Raw genomic sequence first — 15,194 nt, forward strand, 5'->3', positions numbered from 1 at the left:
CGGCGTGCGTTCGTTAAGGCGCGCTGAAAACGCCCACGGAAGAGTCAGGAGAGCCATTGATCTAGCGTTTTTGTCCAGATAATGCGCCGAGAAGGATCTCAAAGCCGCATTATCTGGACAAAAACTACGGGAGCGGGCAGGGGCTGTTAGTTGTAGAGGTCCGGCTTGATGTTCAGCCGGACCTTGACCTTTTCGCCCGACTTCTGCGCCTCGACGCCGGCTTCGCAGCAGGCGGCGGTGGCGTAGCCGTCCCAGGCGGTAGGTCCGCCGATTTCGCCACGGAGCGCCGCGTCCACCCAGGACTGGATTTCGACGTCGTATGCCGCGCCGAAACGCTCTTCGAAGCCGGGGGTCACGTTGCCGCCCCAGTGGCCGGCGCTGCGGGTGTACGGGCCCTTGTCGCCGCCGATGTTCACGATCCCGTCCTCGAAGGAGGCCTGGGTGGCCACCTCGTAGCCGAACTTGGCGTTGACGAAGATCTCCACGTCGGCCAGTACCCCCGTCTCGGTCTCGAGCAACACGTGCTGGGGGTCGTGCTGGCCGGCCGGGGCGTTGCGGGTGGCCTTGCCGAGCCGGACCTGGACGGAGGTGATTTCCTCACCGGTGAAGAACCGGATTGCGTCGAATTCGTGGACCACGGAATCGTTGATCAGCATTTCGTTGGTGAAGCCCGGCGGGGTGGTGGGGTTGCGGTGCTGGTGGTGGAGCATCAGCAGTTCGCCGAGGTCGTGTCCATGGATAAGCTGGCCCAGGGCCGCATATTCGGCGTCGAAGCGGCGCATGAAGCCCACCTGGATGCGCTTATGCCCCAGCTTTTCCTCTGCCTGAACGATCTTCCAGGCTGATTCGACATCAGGGGTGAGCGGCTTCTCGCAAAGGATCGGAATGTCCTTGGCGAGGGCCTTCAGCAGGATTTCCTCGTGAAGGAAGCCCGGCGTGGCGATCAGCACGGCGTTGACGTCGCCGTTGTTCAGGGCCTCGTCGGCACTGGCCAGGGCCACGGCGCCCGGAATGCCTTCGATGGCGGCCTGCGCCCGGGAGAGGTCGACGTCGACGACGGCGGCCACTTCGGCGCCGTGGATACGGGTGCTGAGCCGCTTAATGTGGTCCGCACCCATGCGGCCTGCGCCGATGACGGCAACGCGGAGAATGTCAGTCATTGTTTCTGTCCTTAGGTATCGGATTCCGGGGCGGCTGTTAATTGACTGCCGTGCGGGAGCCGCACGAGAGCAGGTAGTTGCGGGTTCGCTTGGCGATGGGCATCGGCACGTCGAACGCGACGGGATACATGTCCTGCTCCACGATGCCGAAAATGGGTCGGTTCAGCGCCTCGACGGCTTCAATCACGGCGCGGAGGTCCGGCAGACCGTTCGGCGGCTCGGTCATAACGCCCGCCAGGTTCGCCGCGGCCCAGGTCATGTTTTCGTCGTTGACCTTCTTCAGGATGTCCGGGTTGATCTGCTTCAGGTGCAGGTAGCCGATTCGGTCCGGGTAGTTCTTGATCAGCTCCAGGCTGGAGGCCCCACAGTACTCGGCATGGCCGGTGTCCAGGCACAGGTTCAGGTATTCAGGGTCGGTCGCGGCGAGGAGAGTCTCGATGTCCTGTTGCGCACCAACGTGCGAATCGGCGTGGGAATGGAACTGCTGCTTCAGGCCGAAGTCCTCCAGCAGAACCTTGCCCATTCGGTTGTGCCCGGTAAAGAGATCCTCCCACTGACGGTCGTTGAGTTCGCCGCTTTCGACCGCTTCGCCGGTGACGTCGTCGCGCCACATCGCGGGAATGACCACAATGTGCTCGCCGCCCATGGCAGCCGTCAGTTCGGCCACCCTGCGGGCCGGCTCCCAGGCTTCATCGTATTGCTTGGCACCACGGTGGAAAGCGGTAAATACGGTGCCGGCGGTGACCTTCAGGTCGCGCTGTTTAAGCTCCTCGGCGAGCCGTGCGGGGTCGGACGGGAGGTAGCCGTAGGGGCCAAGTTCAATCCAGTTGTAGCCGGATTCGGCCACTTCGTCGAGGAACCGTTCCCACGGAGTCTGCTTGGGGTCATCCGCAAACCACACGCCCCAGGAGTCCGGCGCGGTGCCGATGATCAGCTTGTTCTCAGTCATTTCCATTCCTTTGCATCGCCTGGTTTCGACAAGCTCAACCACCGGTGGTTGAGCTTGTCGAAACCCAGAGGTGGGGACTAGTTGGAGGGGAAGTTGTAGGAGGCGCCTGAGGCGTGGGTGGGCTCGGGCCAGCGCGAGGTCACAACTTTGCCGCGGGTGTAGAAGGAGACGCCTTCGGGGCCGTAGATGTGCTTGTCACCGAACAGCGAGGCCTTCCAGCCGCCGAACGAGTGGTAGGCCACCGGCACCGGGAGCGGCACGTTGATGCCGATCATGCCCACGGTCACCGAGCGCTGGAACTTGCGGGCGTTCGCGCCGGAAGAGGTGAAGATGGCGGTGCCGTTGCCATAGGGGTTGGCGTTGATCAGGGCGATGCCTGCGTCCAGGTCCTCGACGCGGACCACCACGAGGACCGGTCCGAAGATTTCCTCGGTGTAGGCGGTCATTTCGGTCTTGACGTGGTCGATCACCGTGGGGCCTACCCAGAAGCCTTCCTCGTGGCCGGGGACCACCAGGTCGCGGCCGTCCACCACCATGGCAGCGCCGGCGGCTTCGGCCTCGGTGACGATCTTGACGATGCGTTCCTTGGAGGCGGGCGTGATCACGGGGCCCATTTCGGCGTCGTGCGCGGTGCCGTTGTTAACCTTGACGGCGAGGGCGCGCTCTTCGACTTTCTTGACGATCAGGTCCGCGGCGTCCCCGACGGCGACGGCCACGGAGATGGCCATGCAGCGTTCGCCGGCGGAGCCGAAGGCGGCGGCAGCGAGGTGGTCCGCCGCGTTGTCCAGATCGGCGTCCGGCATGATGATCGCGTGGTTCTTCGCCCCGCCCAGGGCCTGGACGCGCTTGCCGTGCTTGGTGGCGGTCTCGTGGACGTACTGGGCGATCGGGGTGGAGCCGACGAACGAGATGCCGTCCACGTCCGGGTGGGTCAGGAGCCCCTCCACGGTTTCCTTGTCGCCGTGCAGGACCTGGAACACGCCGTCGGGCAGGCCGGCCTGCTTCCATAGCTTGGCCAGCAGCATCGACGCGGAGGGGTCACGCTCGGAGGGCTTGAGGATGAAGGCATTGCCGGCGGCGATGGCCATCGGGGCCATCCACAGCGGCACCATCACGGGGAAGTTGAACGGGGTGATCCCGGCCACCACGCCGAGCGGCTCGCGGAAGGAGAAGACGTCGATGCCGGTGGAGACCTGGTCCGAGTAGTCACCCTTGAGCAGGCTCGGGATGCCGCAGGCGAACTCGATGACCTCCAGGCCGCGGCCGATCTCGCCCTTGGCGTCGGAGAGGACCTTGCCGTGCTCGGCGGTGATCAGTTCGGCGAGATCGTCCACATGCGCGGCAACGAGTTCACGGAACTTGAACAGCACATTGGTGCGCTTGGCCAGGGAGATGTCGCCCCAGGTGTCGGCGGCGGCGCGGGCGGCGGCGACGGTGTTGTCCAGGTCCACACGGTTGGCCAGCCGCAGCTCCGCCGAGACGGCGCCGGTGGCGGGGTTGTAGACGGGCTGTGTGCGGGTACCAACGCCAGCGGTTTCGGCCCCGTTGATGAAGTGGTTGATGGTGGTGGTGACGGTCGTCGTTGACATGGTGTTGGACTTCCTTCGGTCTGTAGGGGGAGTTCTAGCCGAGCAGTTTGCGCTGGCGGTTTTTGTGGTCGGTGTAGGTCTTGAAGGCCTGCTGCGTGGAGTCGAGGTCCGAGACCTGGGAGACGGGAACGTCCCACCATGATTCGGAGCTCGGAGCGTCCAGCATGGGGTCCGATTCAACGTGGATCAGGATGGGGCCGCCGCGTTCAGGCGCGGCCTTGGCGTCCCGGATGGCCTGCTCGAGTTCGGCGATGACCTTCTCCCCCGGTTCGATCCGGATCACCTTCACGCCGAGGCTTTCGGCGTTCAGGGCCAGGTCCACCGGGAGGGTTTCGCCTTCGTCGAAGCTGTGCTGCTCCTCGTTCAGCGACCGGTACTGGGTGCCGAAACGCTGCGAACCAAGGGATTCGGACAGCGAGCCGATGGAGGCGTAGCCGTGGTTCTGGATCAGGACCACGATCAGCTTGATGCGTTCGGCGACGGCGGTGACCAGTTCGGTGTGCATCATCAGGTAGGAGCCGTCCCCCACCATGACCACAACGTCCCGGTCCGTGCCACTGCGGGCGGCTTCTGCCAGTGCGGCGCGCTTAACGCCGAGCCCGCCCGGGATTTCGTAGCCCATGCAGGAATACGCATATTCCACGTGGTAGCCGAACGGGTCCCGGACCCGCCACATCTTGTGCAGGTCACCGGGCAGGGAACCTGCCGCGCAGATGACGACGTCGGCCGCGTCCATGGCCCGGTGTGTGGCGCCGATGATCTCATTCTGGGCCGGCAGCGGCGTGAAGCGGGTGTCGAAGGCTTCATCCACCGTGGCGTCCCAACGCTTCTTCTCCGCGGCGATCCTCGCTTCGAGGTCCGCGCCGACGCGGTAGCCGCCCAGGGCCTGGTTCAGCTTGACCAGGGCCTTGCGGGCATCCGCGACAATCGGCAGGGACGTGCCGTGCTTGTACGCATCAATCGCGGCGACGTTGATGTTGATGAACTTTACGTCGGGGTTCTGGAACGCGCTCCGGGAGGCAGTGGTGAAGTCCTCGTAGCGGGTACCGATGCCGATGATCAGGTCCGCCTCAGCGGCGATGGTGTTGGCCGCCGTCGTACCCGTGGAGCCGATGGCGCCGAGCGAGAACTTGTGGTCCCACGGCAGGACGCCGACGCCGGCCTGGGTGTTGCCCACGGGGATGCCCGTCAACTCGGCAAATGCAGCGAGTTCCTCGTTGGCGTAGGCGTAGAGGACGCCGCCGCCGGCGATGATCAGCGGGCGTTTCGCGGCCCGGATGGCCTCGGCGGCGCGGCGGATGTCCTCGTCCTCGGCTTCGGGGCGGCGGATGCGCCATTCGCGTTCGGCCAGGAACTCCTCAGGCACGTCAAAGGCTTCGGCCTGGACGTCCTGCGGCAGCGAGATGGTCACGGCACCGGTTTCGGCCGGATCCGTCAGGACGCGCAGGCCGTGGTGGAAGGCCGAGAACAGCTGCTCCGGGCGGGAGACCCGGTCAAAGAACTTGGACAGCGGCCGGAATGCGTCGTTGACCGTGATGTCGTAGGCGTACGGCTGCTCGAGCTGCTGCAGGACCGGGTCCGCGGCGCGGGTGGCAAAGGTGTCACTGGGCAGCAGCAGCACGGGCAGCCGGTTGGTGGTGGCCAACGCCGCACCGGTCAGCAGGTTGGAGGACCCAGGACCGATCGAGGTGCTGATGGCAAACGTCTGGCGGCGGCGGGTGTGCCGGGCGTAGCCGACAGCCTGGTGCACCTGGGCCTGCTCGTTGCGGCCCTGGTAGTACGGCATGATCACCGGATCGAGCTGCTGGTACTGCTTCAACGCCTGGCCGACGCCGGCAACGTTGCCGTGGCCGAAGATGCCGAACGTCCCAGGAATCAGCCGCTCCCTATAGTCCTCGGTACCGATGCGGTCCACCGTGTACTGCTGGGACAGGTACTCGACGACGGCCTGGGCCACTGTCATTCTGCGTGTTGCCATGGGGGCTTACTCCGATACTTTCGCTGATGACTGCAGCACGGGCGCCTTGAGGAGCGAGGCGGCGGTGGCGACGGCCCCGGCCACATCGCCGTCGTGCGGGTACAGCAGCGTCCGTCCCACGGTGAGGCCCTGGACGCCGGGCAGGGCCAGGGCGGCCTGCCAGCTGGCGAAGACCTCATCCTGGGTGCCTTCCGGGTCCCCGCCGAGCAGCACGGTGGGCAACGTGGTGGCGGCCATGACGCGTTCCATCTCGGCCACCACGGGGAGCTTCATCCAGGTGTAGGCGCTCGTGGAGCCCAGGGCTTGGGCGATCGCGATGGACTTGATGACGGCGTCCGGGCTGAGGTCGTTGCGGACCTTCCCGTTCTTCCAGACCGAGAGGAAGGGTTCCACCATGGCGATCAGCTTGCGTGCAGCGAGGGAGTCGACGGCGCGTGCCGTGGCTTCCAGTGCGGAGGCGGTGTCCGGGTCGCCGAGGCAGATACGGGTCAGCATCTTGCCGCCGTCGGCGCCCAGGGCTTCCAGTGCCGCGGCCGTATGGCCGGTGAAGCGGTCGTCGATTTCGTTGACGAGCCCGGCCAGGCCCCCGCGGTTCATCGAGCCGAAGACGAGCTTGCCTTCCAGTGCCCCCAGCAGGAGCAGGTCATCCATGATGTCCGGGGACGCCAGGACACCATCGACGGCGGGATTTGCCAGGGCAATCTGAATGCGGTCCAACAAATCGAGGCGGTCCGCCATGGCCACCGGAGCGTTTCCCACGGAGAGGGCGCCGCGGGCCGGGTGGTCGGCGGCAACGATGAAGTTCTGCACACCATACTTCAGCCCCGGATGACGGCGACGGGTGGCTGCCGCACGGGCAACTGCGTCGGGATCTTCGAGCCGGAGGGCACTCAGGTGCTGGTAGCGGCGGGGATCATCGTTGGCGCTCAAGACGCTGCTCCTTCGGAAACTGTGGTGTGGGACGGTTGTGAAGCGGCGGCACCGGCCAGGGCCGGTGCCAAGCGGCCGCGTTCGGCCAGCAGCGAGGTGACTTCCTCCGGCGTCGGCATGGCATCGGCGCAGGAAAGGCGGGAGGCCACAATGGCGCCGGCGGCATTCGCGTAATCCAGCACCTGGGCCAGCGGCCAGCCGGACAGCAGTCCGTGGCAGAAAGCTCCGCCAAACGAGTCGCCGGCACCGAGGCCGTTAAGGGTTTTCACCGGGACCGGCGCCGAGACAACGCGTTCGGTGCGGGTCTTAGCCATCACGCCTTCGGGGCCAAGCTTGACGACGGCGATCTCAACACCGGCGGCCAGCAATCGGTCGGCCTGCTCGTCAGGGGTACCTTCGCCCACGGCGACGGCGCATTCCTTGTCGTTGCCGATGGCAACCGTAACGTGCGGCAGGATCTTTGCAACCTCCGCCCGGGCATCCGCTTCGGAGGCCCAGAACATGGGCCGGTAGTCCAGGTCCAGGATGGTGTACTGGCCTGCCGTGAGCCCGGTCCGCGGACGCGCAGCATGGGCAGCCAGGTGAGCCTCGCGGCTGGGCTCCTGGCACAGGCCAGTCACGGTGGACCAGAAGATCCCGGCTTCACGGATGGCGTCCAGGTCCAGCTCCGCGGCCTTGATCTGAAGGTCAGGGGCCGTGGGGAAACGCCCGTAGAAGTAGAGCGGAAAATCATCCGGCGGCATAATGGCGCAGAACGTCACCGCGGTGGGCCATTCCTTCACCGGTGTAACGAACGTATCGTCCACGTTGAACTTGCGCAGTTCACGGTGGAGGTATTTCCCGAAGGCGTCGTCGCCCGTGCGCGTGATCACGCCGGCGTTGCGGCCATGCCGCGCCGCGGCCACGGCCACATTGGACGGGGAACCTCCGAGGTACTTTCCGAAGGACGTGACGTCCTCCAGATCCACCCCTATATCGTTCGGGTAGATATCGACACTGATGCGCCCGATCGTGAGCAGTTCGTGGGTCACGGTAATCGCGGACCTTTCTGTTTGAGCTCCATACCCTGTACAGCAAGAGCTAGAACTCCGGTTCCTGGCCGGGCCCCCGTGAGCGGGACCACAACCACTACCTTGCCCTAGAATCATTGTCCTGTCAAAGGTTTGTACTGACATATTTACAACCTGCACAAGGGGCCGGATTGGCGCCCTCGGGATTACTTTGGGGGAACCGCCAGTTCGCCCGTGACGTACTGCGCCCGCCCGAAGCCGAATGACCAGTCGCCGGCGGCATTCTCCACATAACCGATGAATACGTCTTCGCCGGCAATGCCAAGTTCCGCCAGGCGGGCGGCGATCGCGGCAAAGAGGGATTGTTTGGCCGCCTGGCTGCGGCCACCCTGGGTAAAAATCTGGATCATCACCACATCAGGGGTGCGCTCGAAGCCGAGCCCCGCATCCTGGGCGACAATCTGGCCCTGCGGGTGCACTGTGAGAACGTGGAAGTAGTCGCGCTCCGGGATGGCATACTCCGCGAGGATGGCATCGTGGATGCCCCGGCTCAAGCGCTGCAACTGTTCGGCGCTTCGCCCTTGATTGACATCGATTCGAACCAGTGGCATTTTCATCTCCCTAGAGATTTGTCCTGACATACTAACAAACTATGGGAATAAGTAGCAAGGAAATCCCGGCAAACCCCTTCCATCCGGAGGAGGCCGGCGGTATGGTTAAACAAGCAGATGGTTGATCAACTAATTAGTTGCTTACCGATCCAGAAAGGCCTGCACCACGATGAACCCCGATGACGGCACCCTGGACTCGGCCTTTATGGCCTTGGCCGACCCCGTGCGGCGGCGGATCATCGCCCGGCTCAGCCGCGGGCAGGCAACAGTCAACGAACTGGCGGAACCCTTCGCGATCACCAAACAGGCGGTCTCGAAGCACATCCAGGTTCTCGAGCAGGCAGGGCTCGTCACCCGCAGCAGGGAAGCCCAGCGCCGGCCCGTCCACCTGAATCCCGCACGGCTGGAGGCACTCACAGCATGGATCGACCAATACCGGCTGGTCCGCGAAGAGCAGTTCCGCAGCCTGGACGCCGTGCTCAGATCCAGTACCGCCAACGGCGGCAGCCACCCCAAGGAATCATCATGAGCAATCCACTGAATCTCACCATTCCCGAAAGACTCCCCTTCATCGACTTCGACCGCGAATTCGACTACCCGGTGGCGGACGTGTTCCGCGCCCACAAGGACCCGGACCTCATCGTCCAGTGGCTCGGCCCGCGTGGCATGAAGATGGAAATCAACCACTTCGATTTCCGGACTGGCGGCAGCTACAGCTATCTGCACACCGGGCCCGACGGCGTCGCGTACGAATTCAGCGGCGTCTATCACACCGTCCGCGAGAACGAATTTGCCATTCAGACCTTCGAGTTCGGCGGCTACCCCGACGTGGTCAGCATCGAGTTCCTCACCTTCGAGGATCTCGGAGAGGGCCGGTCCCGCGTCCGCGGCCACTCCGTCTACCCCACCCAGGAGGCCCGCGACGGCATGGCGCAATCCGGTATGGAAGGCGGCATGACCGAGGGCTACGAACGGCTCGACGAACTGCTCAGCGGCGCCAAGGTATAGCACAGCACTTAAACGCGGACGACGGCGGACGGTGACCTTCTCGGGAAAGGAGACCGTCCGCCGTCGTACTTAAACAAGCAACGCGGGGTCATTTACGGCCCATCCCACCGAGTGGAACGGGCCGTAAATGACCCCGCGTTGTACTTCTTGGTGCTAGAGCGCTGCGTAGACTTCTCGCAGCAGCTTGGCGGTCTCGGACGGCGTCTTGCCGACCTTCACGCCTGCAGCCTCGAGGGCTTCCTTCTTGGCCTGGGCGGTTCCGGCGGAACCGGAGACAATGGCGCCGGCGTGGCCCATCGTCTTGCCTTCGGGAGCAGTGAAGCCGGCAACGTAGCCAACAACGGGCTTGGTGACGTGTGCCTTGATGTAGTCGGCAGCACGCTCTTCGGCGTCGCCACCGATTTCGCCGATCATGACGATCGCCTTGGTCTCCGGGTCAGCCTCGAACGCGGCCAGGGCGTCGATGTGTGTGGTACCGATGACGGGGTCACCGCCGATGCCGATGGCGGTGGAGAAGCCCAGGTCGCGCAGTTCGTACATCATCTGGTAGGTCAAGGTTCCGGACTTGGAAACAAGGCCGATGGGGCCCTTGCCCGTGATGTTGTTCGGCGTGATCCCAACCAGCGCTTCGCCGGGCGTGATGATGCCGGGGCAGTTCGGTCCGATGATGCGTGTGATTTGCTTGCCGTCGGCGTCAACCGTGGACTGGGCCAGTGCCCAGAACTCGGCGGAGTCCTGGACGGGCACGCCTTCGGTGATGACAACAACCAGGCCGATGCCTGCTTCGATGGCTTCAACCACGGCGTTCTTGGTGAAAGCCGGCGGGACGAAGACGATGGAGACGTCGGCGCCGGTTTCGGCAATGGCTTCCTTGACGGTGCCAAAAACGTTGATCTCGGTGTCGCCGTGCAGGACCGTGGTGCCGGCCTTACGGGCGTTGACGCCGCCAACAATGTTGGTGCCGGCCTTCAGCATCAGGGCGGTGTGCTTGGTGCCTTCGCCGCCGGTGATGCCCTGGACGATGACCTTGGAGTCCTTGTTCAGATAGATAGACATGGTGCGTCCCTTTACTTAGCGGCGTTGGCGAGCTCGGCGGCCTTGTCGGCGCCCTCGTCCATGGTGGCGGCCAGGGTAACCAGCGGGTGGTTGGCCTCGGCCAGGATGCGGCGGCCTTCCTCAACGTTGTTGCCGTCGAGGCGGACTACCAGCGGCTTGTTCGCGTTATGGCCCAGCTCGGCCAGCGCACCGACGATGCCCTTGGCTACAGCGTCACACGCGGTGATGCCACCGAAGACGTTCACGAACACGGACTTGACCTGCGGGTCACCCAGGATGACGTCGAGGCCGGCGGCCATAACCTCGGCGGAAGCTCCACCGCCGATGTCCAGGAAGTTGGCGGGCTTGACGTTGCCGTGGTTTTCACCGGCGTAGGCAACAACGTCCAGGGTGGACATGACCAGGCCTGCACCGTTGCCGATGATGCCCACTTCACCGTCCAGCTTGACGTAGTTCAGGTCCTGCGCCTTGGCCTTGGCCTCGAGCGGATCTGCAGCGTCCTTGTCTTCAAGGAGGGCGTGCTTGGCGTGGCGGAAGTCGGCGTTCTCGTCGAGCGAGACCTTGCCGTCCAGTGCCACGATGTCGCCAGCGCCGGTCTTGACGAGCGGGTTGACTTCAACCAGGGTGGCGTCTTCCTTCTTGAAGACGTCCCAGAGCTTGAGGATCACGGCGGCGACTTTGCCGCGCAGTTCCTCATCGAAGCCTGCAGCTGCAACGATTTCGTCAGCCTTGGCCTGGTCAATGCCCACAGCGGGGTCGATGGCGATCTTGGCGAGCGCCTCGGGGCGTTCGACGGCGAGCTGTTCGATTTCCATGCCGCCTTCTACCGAGCACATGGCCAGGTAGTTGCGGTTGGCCCGGTCCAGCAGGACGGAGAAGTAGTACTCCTCGGCAATGTCGGCACCCTGGGCAATCATCACCTTGTTGACGGTGTGGCCTTTGATGTCCATGCCCAGGATGTTGGTGGAGTGCTCAAACGCCTCATCGGCGGTCTTGGCAACCTTGACGCCGCCAGCCTTACCGCGGCCTCCGGCCTTAACCTGGGCCTTAACGACAGTTACGCCGCCGATTTTCTCGGCAGCTGCCTTTGCTTCTTCTGGGGTGTACGCCACGATGCCGGCAAGCACGGGTACACCGTGCGCCTCGAACATATCGCGCGCCTGGTATTCAAACAGGTCCACGGTTTAGTGTCCTTCTACGTCGAAGTAGTTTCTGTACAGTCGGGCACCGCCGAAGACGATGACCGGGCTGCGGATTGCCTGCACCTGCGGCCAGTTCGAAAACGGGCCACACAGTGCAATGCTCCATTCGGAACTCTAGTCCTCTCTGAGGACCGGCCCGTCCCACAGTACCGCTTATGTGAGAAACGACACTATTCTATGGAGCGTAGAAAAACCGCTAGATTACGGGGTTTTTAGGGCCTCCGTGGGTCCCGGGGAGGCCGTTGCCGCTGCCTTGGAAATAAGTTCGTAGCGGTCCCGTGCCACAAAGAACCCGACGCCGGCCGAGACGTTTCCGCACGCCACGCCGCCGTTGTAGGCGGTACAGCGCAGCCCATTCCGTTCCAGGTTCTGGCCTTCGGCGAGGACCGCAAGTTCGGTCAGCGGGCCGCTTTTACTTCCTCTGGGTCCGTAGGCGGTCTCCATTTGTGTGACGCCGGAACGGCACTCCCCGTACGTTGCCTTGTCCGGGCTGAGCAGCGCCGTGCCGCCCAGGTAGCCCAGGCCGGTGCCGGCGCAGTCGTCCTTGATGTCGCCCGCAGCAGGTTTGGGGTATCCGGCAAGCTCGCAATGCGCCACAGGGACGGTCGCGAGCTTGTTGGTTGCCGCGTCGCTGAAGCTGTTCGACTCATACGGGAGGTTGAGGTGTTCCCCACGGGCCGACGTCAGGGAACAGACAATGTTCCGGTCCTCCGTAATGAAGGACAGGACGTCTCCGCTGGCCCTGAACGCGGCGGGGTCGGTCAGCGCTGCTTGTTCGAGCTGCTCCATAGCCGGCAGCGGGGGCGGCGCTACGTAGCCCGGGTCCTCCGTGGTGATGCTGCAGCCAGCGCCCGCCAGCAGGAAGAGGGCGGCCAGGATCCCCAATACAGTCCGTCGCATGGCCTCCATTATGCCCCGGTGCCGGTATCAGCCCGGCGTACGCCTGCCCGCGGCCTCGTTGGGTCGCGCGTAGCGGGCTGTCAACGCCTCTGTGCCGTGCCCGCCGGTTGCGACAATGACCAGCGTATCCATGTCCTTGACAGCTTGAGGCGCCGTGCCCTGACAAGGGCACCCGTGGCTAGGCGTCGAGCTTCGTCAGAGGCGCGTAACGGAGCAGGAGACGCTTTTCGCCGACGCTGAACTTCACCTTGGCCACCGTCTTGTCCCCCGCACCTTCCAGCGCCAGCACGGTGCCGTTGCCGAAGCTGGTGTGGTTGACCTTGTCACCCACGCTGACGGCCACAATCTCCTTCTGCGGCTGGACCCGGTTCTTGGCGATGGCTGCGGGAACGTCCGCGTTGAAGCCCGCCGACGAATCGGCGGCCGCGCCGCGGGACGTGCCGGCGCCCCAGAAGGATCCACCGTAACGGCTGGAACCGATCGACGCGCTGCTGCTCCCCCACCCGCCGGACTGCCGGCTGGTGCCTTCGCGTTTCCAGTCCAGCAGCTCGGCGGGAATTTCCTCGAGGAACTGGCTGGCCGGGTTGTACTGGCTTTGGCCCCACATGCTGCGGACTTCGGACCGGGTGACGTAGAGGCGCTTGCGCGCGCGGGTCAGGCCCACGTAGGCCAGCCGGCGTTCCTCGGCGAGTTCCTTGGGGTCCGTGGCCGAGCGCTGGTGCGGGAACAGCCCGTGTTCCATGCCGGTCAGGAACACCACCGGGAATTCGAGCCCCTTGGCCGTGTGGAGGGTCATCAGCGTGACCACGCCCAGGCGTTTGGCTTCGGCCACGGCGGCGTCGATGTCCGCGCCGGGGGCGTCCGGGATCTGGTCGGCATCAGCCACCAGGGACACCTGTTCCAGGAAGGCGCCCAGGGACCCTTCCGGGTTCTCCTGTTCGTATTCACGTACGACGGCGACGAGTTCCGCCAGGTTCTCCACGCGGGACTCATCCTGTGGATCAGTGCTGGAACGCAGCCCGGCGAGGTAGCCGGTCTGTTCCAGGACGGCCTCCAGCGCGGCGGCGGCGCCGGAACCGGAGGCTACCTCTGCGAGGTCGTCCAGCAGTTTCACAAACCCGAGAACAGCGTTGACGGAACGGGTGGCCATGCCGGGAGCTTCTTCAGCCCGCCGGGCGGCGGCCATAAATGACATCCGTTCGCGCTGGGCCAGTGCGGCAACGGCGCCTTCGGCGCGGTCACCAATGCCGCGCTTGGGTTCGTTCAGCACCCGGCGCAGGTTCACGTCGTCCTCCGGGTTCACCAGAACCCGGAGGTACGCGAGGGCGTCCTTGATTTCCTTGCGGTCGTAGAAGCGCGTGCCGCCCACTACCTTGTACGGCAGGCCAACCCGGACCAGCACATCCTCTATGGAGCGTGACTGGGCGTTGGTGCGGTAGAAAATGGCAACGTCACCGGGGCGGAGGTTGTCCTCGTCCTGGAGCCGGTCAATCTCCTTGGCAATGAACTGGGCCTCGGCGTGCTCATTCTCGCCCACGTAGCCGATGATCTTGTGCCCGTCACCCTCGGCCGTCCACAGCCGTTTGTCGGGACGGTTGGGGTTGCGCGAGATCACGGAGTTGGCCGCGCTGAGGATGTTCTGGGTGGAGCGGTAGTTCTGCTCCAGTTTGATGGTCCGGGCGTCCGGGTAGTCCTTCTCGAACTCCACGATGTTGCGGATGTCAGCGCCGCGGAAGGCGTAGATGGACTGGTCGGAGTCGCCAACGACGGTGAGCTCGGATGCTCCGGGGCCCTCACCCACGATCTCGCGGACCAGGGCGTACTGGGCGTGGTTGGTGTCCTGGTATTCGTCCACGAGGACGTGCCGGAAACGCCGCCGGTAGGAATCGGCGAGCGCGGGGAAGGCGCGGAACATGTAGACGGTCTCGGCAATGAGGTCATCGAAGTCCATGGCGTTGGCCTGGCGCAGCCGCTGGGTGTAGCCCTTGAAGACGTCAGCCACGGCGGACTCGAAGGGATCGTTGTGGTTCGCGGATGACGCGTAGGAATCGGCGTCGATGAGCTCGTTCTTGAGCGCGGAGATCTTGTGCTGGATGGCCTTGGGCGCGAACTTCTTGGGGTCCAGGTCCAGGCTCTTGGAAACCTGGATAACCAGCCGCAGCGAGTCCGCGGAGTCGTAGATGGAGAAGTTTGACTTCCGGCCCACGTTGGCGGCCTCCTGGCGCAGGATTCGCACGCAGGACGAGTGGAACGTGGAGATCCACATGATCTTGGCGCGTCCACCCACCAGGGCAGCGATACGCTCCCGCATCTCGGCGGCGGCCTTGTTGGTGAACGTGATGGCCAGGATCTCACCGTAGTGCGCACGGTGGGTGGCAATAAGGTAGGCGATCCGGTTGCTGAGGACGCGGGTTTTTCCCGAACCGGCGCCGGCCACAATAAGCAGGGCTCCACCGGCGTGCTTAACGGCCTCTTCCTGCTGCGGGTTCAGTCCCTGCAGGAGCTCCTCGGCGTTCGGCCGGTGGTGGACCTGCTCGCCGTTGCCGTCACGAGCGGGCTGCTGGTTGGCCCAGCCGACCGTGTGCTGGGCGCCTTCTCCTGCTGCGTGGTCGGGGCCGTTGGCGGACGCGCCGCCAGGCCCCCCGCCCCCGAATTCGGCGGCCGCAGCAAGGCCTTCCGGGCGCGACTTGGTGCGGGCGGAGGCTGGCGTGGCGGCCTTGAACGGTCCGTCAGAGTACGGGTCAAACAACATATCCATGGTGCCTACAAGTCTAGGCGGTGGGGCTGACACTCAGGTCCAA

Annotated in this window: 13 protein-coding genes; 2 read left to right on the forward strand and 11 right to left on the reverse strand. The window is 64.6% G+C overall.

Annotated elements, in window-relative coordinates; translation table 11 throughout:
* Positions 1–146: 146 nt before the first annotated feature.
* The 7 genes from QK290_RS12780 to QK290_RS12810 form a co-directional block, all read right to left on the reverse strand.
* Positions 147–1,160 (reverse strand): Gfo/Idh/MocA family oxidoreductase, encoded by a 1,014-nt coding sequence (locus QK290_RS12780; RefSeq protein WP_282331020.1) that lies wholly within the window; start codon positions 1,158–1,160, stop codon positions 147–149.
* Positions 1,161–1,197: 37 nt separating this feature from the next.
* Entirely contained in the window at positions 1,198–2,109 is a 912-nt protein-coding gene (locus tag QK290_RS12785) for a sugar phosphate isomerase/epimerase (RefSeq protein ID WP_282331021.1), read from the reverse strand.
* A gap of 77 nt (positions 2,110–2,186) precedes the next feature.
* Entirely contained in the window at positions 2,187–3,698 is a 1,512-nt protein-coding gene (locus tag QK290_RS12790) for a CoA-acylating methylmalonate-semialdehyde dehydrogenase (RefSeq protein WP_282331022.1), read from the reverse strand.
* 34 nt (positions 3,699–3,732) lie between these two features.
* Positions 3,733–5,661 carry a 3D-(3,5/4)-trihydroxycyclohexane-1,2-dione acylhydrolase (decyclizing) gene (iolD, locus tag QK290_RS12795; protein WP_282331081.1) on the reverse strand — a complete coding sequence of 643 codons (1,929 nt, stop codon included), beginning with the start codon at positions 5,659–5,661 and terminating at the stop codon, positions 3,733–3,735.
* A gap of 21 nt (positions 5,662–5,682) precedes the next feature.
* Positions 5,683–6,606, reverse strand: coding sequence for a deoxyribose-phosphate aldolase (locus QK290_RS12800; protein ID WP_282331023.1), 924 nt, complete (start codon positions 6,604–6,606; stop codon positions 5,683–5,685).
* Complete coding sequence (iolC, locus tag QK290_RS12805) at positions 6,603–7,637, reverse strand: 5-dehydro-2-deoxygluconokinase (RefSeq protein WP_282331024.1); 1,035 nt, start codon at positions 7,635–7,637, stop codon at positions 6,603–6,605. The genes QK290_RS12800 and iolC overlap by 4 nt, the downstream gene beginning before the upstream one ends.
* A gap of 185 nt (positions 7,638–7,822) precedes the next feature.
* Positions 7,823–8,227 carry a tautomerase family protein gene (locus tag QK290_RS12810; RefSeq protein WP_282331082.1) on the reverse strand — a complete coding sequence of 135 codons (405 nt, stop codon included), beginning with the start codon at positions 8,225–8,227 and terminating at the stop codon, positions 7,823–7,825.
* Between the two features lie 169 nt (positions 8,228–8,396).
* Here QK290_RS12810 and QK290_RS12815 point away from each other — a divergent pair, with 169 nt between their 5' ends.
* Entirely contained in the window at positions 8,397–8,756 is a 360-nt protein-coding gene (locus tag QK290_RS12815; protein WP_282331025.1) for a metalloregulator ArsR/SmtB family transcription factor, read from the forward strand.
* Positions 8,753–9,235, forward strand: coding sequence for an SRPBCC family protein (locus QK290_RS12820; RefSeq protein WP_282331026.1), 483 nt, complete (start codon positions 8,753–8,755; stop codon positions 9,233–9,235). Before QK290_RS12815 ends, QK290_RS12820 begins: the two co-directional genes overlap by 4 nt.
* 153 nt (positions 9,236–9,388) lie before the next feature.
* Here QK290_RS12820 and sucD read toward each other — a convergent pair whose 3' ends face one another.
* The 4 genes from sucD to pcrA all read right to left on the reverse strand — a co-directional run bounded on the left by sucD (position 9,389) and on the right by pcrA (position 15,151).
* Positions 9,389–10,291, reverse strand: a complete 903-nt coding sequence (gene sucD, locus QK290_RS12825; protein WP_282331027.1) for a succinate--CoA ligase subunit alpha — start codon at positions 10,289–10,291, stop codon at positions 9,389–9,391.
* An 11-nt stretch (positions 10,292–10,302) separates the two neighbouring features.
* Positions 10,303–11,472 (reverse strand): ADP-forming succinate--CoA ligase subunit beta, encoded by a 1,170-nt coding sequence (sucC, locus tag QK290_RS12830; protein WP_282331028.1) that lies wholly within the window; start codon positions 11,470–11,472, stop codon positions 10,303–10,305.
* A gap of 222 nt (positions 11,473–11,694) precedes the next feature.
* On the reverse strand, positions 11,695–12,402 hold the full coding sequence (locus QK290_RS12835; protein ID WP_282331029.1) for a hypothetical protein: 708 nt from the start codon (positions 12,400–12,402) through the stop codon (positions 11,695–11,697).
* Between the two features lie 169 nt (positions 12,403–12,571).
* Complete coding sequence (gene pcrA / locus QK290_RS12840) at positions 12,572–15,151, reverse strand: DNA helicase PcrA (protein WP_282331030.1); 2,580 nt, start codon at positions 15,149–15,151, stop codon at positions 12,572–12,574.
* Positions 15,152–15,194: the final 43 nt, after the last annotated feature.

Source organism: Pseudarthrobacter sp. AL07 (assembly GCF_029960665.1).
Lineage (GTDB): Bacteria > Actinomycetota > Actinomycetes > Actinomycetales > Micrococcaceae > Arthrobacter.